Annotated in this window: 12 protein-coding genes; all 12 read left to right on the top strand. The window is 47.9% G+C overall.

Features of this window, described 5'->3' with window-relative positions; translation table 11 throughout:
* The first annotated feature begins 1 nt into the window (after position 1).
* From BLS59_RS25440 to BLS59_RS25490, 12 genes are read left to right on the top strand one after another with little or no spacing between them, the layout of a single operon-like run.
* Positions 2-499: a DUF932 domain-containing protein gene (locus BLS59_RS25440; protein WP_091154451.1), complete on the top strand. Its 498-nt coding sequence runs from the start codon at positions 2-4 to the stop codon at positions 497-499.
* A 46-nt stretch (positions 500-545) separates the two neighbouring features.
* Positions 546-1220: a hypothetical protein gene (locus tag BLS59_RS25445; protein WP_091154453.1), complete on the top strand. Its 675-nt coding sequence runs from the start codon at positions 546-548 to the stop codon at positions 1218-1220.
* A gap of 4 nt (positions 1221-1224) precedes the next feature.
* Positions 1225-1833: a PRTRC system protein E gene (locus BLS59_RS25450; RefSeq protein ID WP_162842774.1), complete on the top strand. Its 609-nt coding sequence runs from the start codon at positions 1225-1227 to the stop codon at positions 1831-1833.
* Between the two features lie 12 nt (positions 1834-1845).
* Complete coding sequence (locus tag BLS59_RS25455) at positions 1846-2064, top strand: PRTRC system protein C (protein ID WP_091154461.1); 219 nt, start codon at positions 1846-1848, stop codon at positions 2062-2064.
* Complete coding sequence (locus BLS59_RS31360) at positions 2036-2245, top strand: hypothetical protein (protein ID WP_143014244.1); 210 nt, start codon at positions 2036-2038, stop codon at positions 2243-2245. The genes BLS59_RS25455 and BLS59_RS31360 overlap by 29 nt, the downstream gene beginning before the upstream one ends.
* A gap of 50 nt (positions 2246-2295) precedes the next feature.
* Complete coding sequence (locus BLS59_RS25460) at positions 2296-3222, top strand: hypothetical protein (protein WP_091154465.1); 927 nt, start codon at positions 2296-2298, stop codon at positions 3220-3222.
* The gene (locus BLS59_RS25465) at positions 3215-3958 is read left to right on the top strand and encodes a hypothetical protein (RefSeq protein WP_091154469.1); all 744 of its coding nucleotides are present in this window, start codon (positions 3215-3217) and stop codon (positions 3956-3958) included. The genes BLS59_RS25460 and BLS59_RS25465 overlap by 8 nt, the downstream gene beginning before the upstream one ends.
* Entirely contained in the window at positions 3955-4836 is an 882-nt protein-coding gene (locus BLS59_RS25470) for a PRTRC system ThiF family protein (RefSeq protein ID WP_091154472.1), read from the top strand. The genes BLS59_RS25465 and BLS59_RS25470 overlap by 4 nt, the downstream gene beginning before the upstream one ends.
* A 1-nt stretch (position 4837) precedes the next feature.
* Entirely contained in the window at positions 4838-5035 is a 198-nt protein-coding gene (locus BLS59_RS25475; protein WP_205411350.1) for a hypothetical protein, read from the top strand.
* Complete coding sequence (locus tag BLS59_RS25480) at positions 5032-5259, top strand: hypothetical protein (RefSeq protein ID WP_091154476.1); 228 nt, start codon at positions 5032-5034, stop codon at positions 5257-5259. Before BLS59_RS25475 ends, BLS59_RS25480 begins: the two co-directional genes overlap by 4 nt.
* An 8-nt stretch (positions 5260-5267) precedes the next feature.
* Positions 5268-5723, top strand: coding sequence for a macro domain-containing protein (locus tag BLS59_RS25485; RefSeq protein WP_091154480.1), 456 nt, complete (start codon positions 5268-5270; stop codon positions 5721-5723).
* 5 nt (positions 5724-5728) lie between these two features.
* A complete protein-coding gene (locus BLS59_RS25490) occupies positions 5729-6037 on the top strand; it encodes a hypothetical protein (protein ID WP_091154483.1) in 309 nt (102 codons plus the stop codon).
* The last annotated feature ends 90 nt before the right edge of the window (positions 6038-6127 follow it).

A 6127-nucleotide genomic window follows, 5' to 3' on the forward strand; every position in this document is an offset into this window, starting at 1 on the left:
CCTGCGTAACAGCTCTAATACGATTAAGATACGCCATACCGCCAATGCAGAGGACAGGCTGAAAGAAGCGCACAAGGTCATGGGCATATCCAACAAAATGGCCGATGAACTGGACGGCATCTTTAACCAATGGACAAAGGTGCGCATCACCGATAAGGATGTAATGAAGCTTATCCAACAGGCAATGGCACCGAGCAAAGAAGTTTTAAAGAGCCTCAAAACTGGCGAGGAACTTTCGACCGTCTTTAAAAACATCTGCGATAACGCCTTTATGTACGCAATGGCAAGCCCGACCCAACAGACCGAAACCACCAAAGGGACTTTGTTCGGCGCATATAACGCCATTACCGGGTACTTCCAAAATGTAAAGGAATACAAGGACGAGGAAGCCAAAGTAAAATCCATTATAGGCGGTACAGGTCAGCTACGCACACAGGCTGCATTTGATTTATGCCTCGGCTATGCCAAAAACGGAGAAGAAGCATTAGCCCTTAATTAACAACCCGAAGGGGGAGCAATCCCCCTTTCCTTAAAACTAAACAAACATGAAAACGATAACGCTCAAACTATACCGCTTTAACCAATTGGACAAGGCAGCAAAAGAAAAAGCATTAACAACCTACCGGGATTTGAATATCGGTTTTGATTGGTGGCACGATGAATTTGAGGACTTTATGCAACTGTGCGCTTACATGGGAATAGCCGTCATAAAAGATAGTATCAAATTCAGGGGCTTTTATTCACAGGGGGACGGCAGCGGTTTCTCCGCAATGGTAGATATACCCAAACTGATCACCGCAATCACCAATCAATCGTGGAAAGACTATGCCCCGATGCAGGAATTTGTATTCCTAACTCCGCAGGTTGACCGCAGGGTGATGGCATTGGTAGCAGGTGGCCTGTTGCCCAGCGAACCGCAAATTATCGGCAGGTCAAGGCAATACGGGGTGGTAACCAATTTGGGTATTACGGAAGTAATCAAAGACGGCAAAACGCATGACAACATCTTTGAAGAACTGGACAAACTGGAAGAATGGCTGCGCTCCGTTGCGGAAATCCTGAACCGCTACCTATACCAGTCCCTCGAAAAGCAATATGATTTCCTGACCAGTGATACCGCCATCAAGGAAAGCCTGTTAACCAACGAATACCTGTTTACCGCAGACGGCAGGTCGGCCAACCACTTAGTTGAATTGAACAAACGCACACCCAAAAATTAAAATGATGAAAACGAACTTTTTTGAAAATATAGCAGCAATGAACGCTGCCGGCAACTGGAAACTAACCATCCATACCGATGAACAGGGCGGGTTTACAGTATCGGCCTTATTCACCGCCCTGCACAATGCAGATAATGCCACCAAGGCCATACCGCCTATGCTCCTGAAAGGCACAGCGACCGAAATGGACGCGGGATTTTTTGAAACCATTACACAGCCCGTACAGCAAACGGCAGGGCTTTATAACAACCTCAATGCCTACCATAAGGAACTGGAAAAGGCACGTTTGGCCTCGAAAATGGTACAGGACAAGAAGAACAAGACTGCCCCCAAGCCTAAAAACGATGGTGATGAAGCGGACGACGAAGAAAACGAGGACATCGAGGTAGGCGCGCCGCAGCCGAACAAGGAGGAACTTAAAAAGACTTATAACGAGGCCATGCAAAAAATCAGCGAACTGAATGCAGCCTGTAAATATGCCGAAGCTATTGCCATACTGCCATCGCCGGAAGACTACCCCGAAAAGGCAGCGGAACTAAGAGGCAAGTTGGGCGACCTGACCCGCAAGAGAAATCAAATGGAGCAGGCATTATCATTATTTAACCAAGACTAAAAGAGCAGAGCCATGTTAGCGACAACAACATTAGAACGGGTTTTCCTGCATAAGGAAAACGGCATAGAGATTATTTTAACAGACCCCGGAACCGGATTTGCCCCCGAAGCGGTCATGACCTTTTACTCAGCGACCTATCCCATCCTGACCAACGCTAAAATCGTCGGCCCGGAATTCAAGAACGACCAGATACAGTACCGCTTTGAAAGTACGATGGGAACGAAAGGATAACACCATGAAGCAACAAACCATCAAACGTAGAGTACCCATCACCAAAGACAATGACCAATGGAAACTGCACCAGCTATTCAGCGACTATACCCAAAAACTCGACAGGTTGCCCGACACCGCAGCCGTTTTGCGCAACCGCAAACGCAGCGCACCGCAAGGCATCGTGCCGATGGTTTTCTGAACCACTGTTTTCTGCCTTTTTTGGCGATACAGGGGCGGAATTACCGAAAGGTGGAAGCGGAATTTTTTCGCTCCCTCACCAACTTATGCGAGGTGTACGGGATTGCCGAGCCGGATGTTTCGGCTTTGGAGTTCCCGCAGAACGTCACCACCGCTTATATGCAGGTAGAGGAAGCTGTAAAGCTAAAGGACAAATCCGCCAACTGTATCATCATCAATGACAGCAGTCACCGTGCAACCTTAGCCGTACTCAAAAGATATGATACGGGCATGTGCCTGTATTATATCCCGGTGCGCCCCTTATGGAACTTGGTACAGACCGCACAGCAACAACCCTTAGCGGAAATGCTGTTGTCGGTTTACGCCTACCTTTTTCAAGTGGTGCAAGTGCCTTATTATACTGAATATGACAGCTATCTGTCGGGCGAATATGAAACCCTGCGCAACTGGATAGAAGAAGCGGACGACGAGGGCGAGGAAGAGCAACAATACCGGGACGAACAACTCGACTTGCTGCATACGATGGAATATTCAGGCAACCGCATCCTAACGCTCATCCGTGAAAATGACTACCTGATGAAATGGGAGGAAAATATCAAAGCCTACCACGGGAGCGAAAATTGGGACTTGGAAACGGAAGCTTTGGCAAAACAGTTTTTGACGCTGCATAAAGAATATCCGCAGCGCAGCGTATTCGACAACATCCACGATGAACTGGTAGAACCCGAAGAAACCGAAAGGATCAGAGCCGAACAGTATATCAGTTTCTATTGGAGCAGCAACGATTGTATGCAGGACATGCTTTTCGAGATGATTAACAATGAATTTCAGGAATGCGGGGTGACCGACGAACCCACCTCCGTCCGGCTATTCGATATCCCGGAAGCAAAGCCCGACAATGATTTAGATTTTGAAAAAAGACTTTTCGACCTGATAGAAAAATTATGCGCCCTATTAAATAAATACGACCATGAATAACATTACTGACAACTTCAATGACATTTATGTCCCCTATAAAGCCCTGCTGATTTACAACTGCAAGAGGGAGAATGACCGGAATATCAATATGGACGAAGCGAACTCCGTTTATGTGGAAAGCTATGACATCGGCTTGCGTGGCAACCCCGTCAATGCCCATCCCTTGACGCTCACGGAAAGCATCGCCTTAGCGGAACTGTTGCAAAGCAGCGCCGAAATGCAGAACGGCTTTTTGAAATCAAAAGGTTTGTTACCCAATAACCTGCTGTATGTCAACGCCGATAGTAACGGTTTTGCCCTTTGGTACACCCCGCCACAGCAAAGGGATTTGTTCTTTGTGGAAAGCTTGGGCATCCCCTGCGGTAAGGGCTACGTTCCCGCAATGGTATGGAAGGCGACAAGGGACAAATTGAGGGTGTTTGCCCTGAAAGGAAAATCAAAACCAACGGGTAAAACCGGGTTATACCATGCCCCCTTTTTCAACACTTATCAGGACGGCAGTGTCTGCATGGGAAACGTAAACATCAACATAGACCGCAACACCCGCTTAGAAGATTTTATGGCGCAATGGGAGGCTTATTTCTTTGGCAGCTATTTCAGCCACATGCTCGGCGGTGAAACCCGCACCCGCAAAAACATCGTTCACCTGTGGAAAAATCAAACGACCTCAACGGATAAATTTCCTGACGATACGCTATTTGCCTGTGGTTTAAACCTTAACCAGTTAATCCGATGAAAAAGATAAAAATAAGACAGCCCCTCGCAGCCGTTCACATCGTAGAAAAAGAATGGCTCAACCCCTACAATCCCATTGTCGTTAACTTGATAGGTGCAGGCGGAACGGGAAGCCAGGTACTTACCGCTTTGGCGAGGATGAACCACGCCCTGAACGAATTGAACCATCCCGGCCTGTTTGTCCGGCTGTTCGATGATGATAAGGTCGAACGTGCTAACCTCGGCAGGCAGCTATTTGCCACCGCCGAATTGAAACAGTATAAGGCTGTTGCCCTGATCAACAGGGTAAACCTGTTCTTCGGGACGAACTGGAAAGCCGTGACCGCACGCTATGACAAAGCGGGTTTGAAAGAACAGCCCGAACTGGCGCAGGCCGGACTGACCATTTCCTGTGTGGACACCGTGCAGGCTCGTATGGAAATTGCCGAAATCCTAAAAAACCTGTCCAAGCATTCCGGCTATGGCAGGAACAAACCTTTGTATTATATGGACTTCGGCAATAGCCGTTTTACAGGGCAGGTCATCTTGTCCACCGTTGGTAAAATTGCGCAGCCCGAAATGAAAAAGTACGATACCGTTGATACCCTGCCAATGGTGACCGATGAATTTCGGGAATTGTTACTGGCCTCGGAGGGCAGCGACAAAACGCCAAGCTGTTCCTTAGCCGAAGCTCTGACCAAGCAGGACTTATTCATCAACTCGGCACTGGCCAATGCAGGGGCGTCCCTCCTTTGGCAGCTATTCCGGGAGGGGATGCTCTTTAACCGGGGCTTTTTCGTCAACCTGAAAGAGTTCAGGATGCAGCCCCTTAAAGTGAGCAAGCCCGTTGCCATTGTAAAACCGATGAAACCCAAACGCACTAAAACCAAAGCAGCTTAAAATGGAAAAGATGAAAATTACAGATTTGGACGGCAAGCCAATCGAAGTCAGCGATTTGGATTTGGCCTTGTTGCAGGCCGACGACTATCGGCACTACCGCCATACAGACCCCGCAATGGCCGCAGCCGATGAACGGCTGCAAGCCTATTGGGAAAACCTTTATCAGCAACTCTTAAAAATTAAAACCGCACAGTTATGAAAACTACATTTTATTTCATCTGCACCTGCTTTATTTCAACAGGATTTTATATGGCTGCCATCAGCAGCAAAACCCCCGCTTATGGCATCATAGCCGCTTTTGGGATTTGGCTATTATTTTTTCGTGGCTGTAACAGCAGGGCGAAAAAGGCCGCAGCTAAGCGGGAGCGTGAACGCCTGTTTGAGGATTTCATGCGCAGCAGGTATAATGAACATGATTATTAAAATTGACTATGATAACTTACACTACAGGCGATTTATTAGCGGATACCGCCCCCGCAGTAGTCAATACCGTCAACACCGTTGGAGTGATGGGCAAAGGCATTGCCCTGCAATTCCGGGAAGCGTTCCCCGAAAATTATAATCAATACAAGCGGGCTTGCCGGAACGGTAAACTGCGCATTGGCGGCTTACTGGCGGTCAGGGACTGCAACCTGTTGTATGGCGAACGCCTCATCATCAACCTGCCCACAAAGACCCATTGGCGTCTGCCATCTGAATACAGCTACATTGAAACGGGCTTGACCGCACTGCGCAACTTTATCATCGCCAAGCGACTGACCGCCCTTGCACTGCCTGCGCTTGGCTGCGGAAACGGCGGACTGGATTGGTCGCAGGTTAAGGAGATTATCGAACAAAGGCTCTGCGGACTGGATTGCCGCATCAACGTTTACGAACCATTTAAATAAATGTCATGGTCAAAATTAAAGATGGCTACGTCCTATCCGCCAGCGAGCGTGCAGAATACGAACGGCAGAACGCAATACCCCGAAAAACTTCGGGCAGGGTAGATTATTATTTCAAACCCCAAACCAAGTACCCGCCACGAATCTACGTTTTTATGGATGCAGAAATATGGTGCGACCGCAACCGCAGGCCAATGGGATTATATAACGCCGTGCCTTTTCTGTCCCGGCCAATGAACCGGGAGGAAATAGAATATCACCATTTTAACTGGCGCTTGTGTTACCATCAATATGAGGATTGGGATAAACTACTGTGACGATTATTTAATTATGCAGCATAATGTCTTGATAGTTTTTTATCTGCGTCCTGTCGTGTGAACTTCCAGTCAATATTGCACTGTTTTTCG

Source organism: Mucilaginibacter pineti (genome assembly GCF_900101875.1).
In the GTDB taxonomy this organism is placed as follows: Bacteria; Bacteroidota; Bacteroidia; order Sphingobacteriales; family Sphingobacteriaceae; genus Mucilaginibacter; species Mucilaginibacter pineti.

Excerpts from the sequence above, each read along its gene's own strand:
- BLS59_RS25490 (WP_091154483.1), top strand. The coding sequence starts at position 5,729 with ATGGTCAAAATTAAAGATGGCTACGTCCTATCCGCCAGCGAGCGTGCA.
- BLS59_RS25455 (WP_091154461.1), top strand. The coding sequence starts at position 1,846 with ATGTTAGCGACAACAACATTAGAACGGGTTTTCCTGCATAAGGAAAAC.
- BLS59_RS25480 (WP_091154476.1), top strand. The coding sequence starts at position 5,032 with ATGAAAACTACATTTTATTTCATCTGCACCTGCTTTATTTCAACAGGA.
- BLS59_RS25485 (WP_091154480.1), top strand. The coding sequence starts at position 5,268 with ATGATAACTTACACTACAGGCGATTTATTAGCGGATACCGCCCCCGCA.
- BLS59_RS25475 (WP_205411350.1), top strand. The coding sequence starts at position 4,838 with ATGGAAAAGATGAAAATTACAGATTTGGACGGCAAGCCAATCGAAGTC.
- BLS59_RS25470 (WP_091154472.1), top strand. The coding sequence starts at position 3,955 with ATGAAAAAGATAAAAATAAGACAGCCCCTCGCAGCCGTTCACATCGTA.
- BLS59_RS25445 (WP_091154453.1), top strand. The coding sequence starts at position 546 with ATGAAAACGATAACGCTCAAACTATACCGCTTTAACCAATTGGACAAG.
- BLS59_RS25465 (WP_091154469.1), top strand. The coding sequence starts at position 3,215 with ATGAATAACATTACTGACAACTTCAATGACATTTATGTCCCCTATAAA.
- BLS59_RS25450 (WP_162842774.1), top strand. The coding sequence starts at position 1,225 with ATGAAAACGAACTTTTTTGAAAATATAGCAGCAATGAACGCTGCCGGC.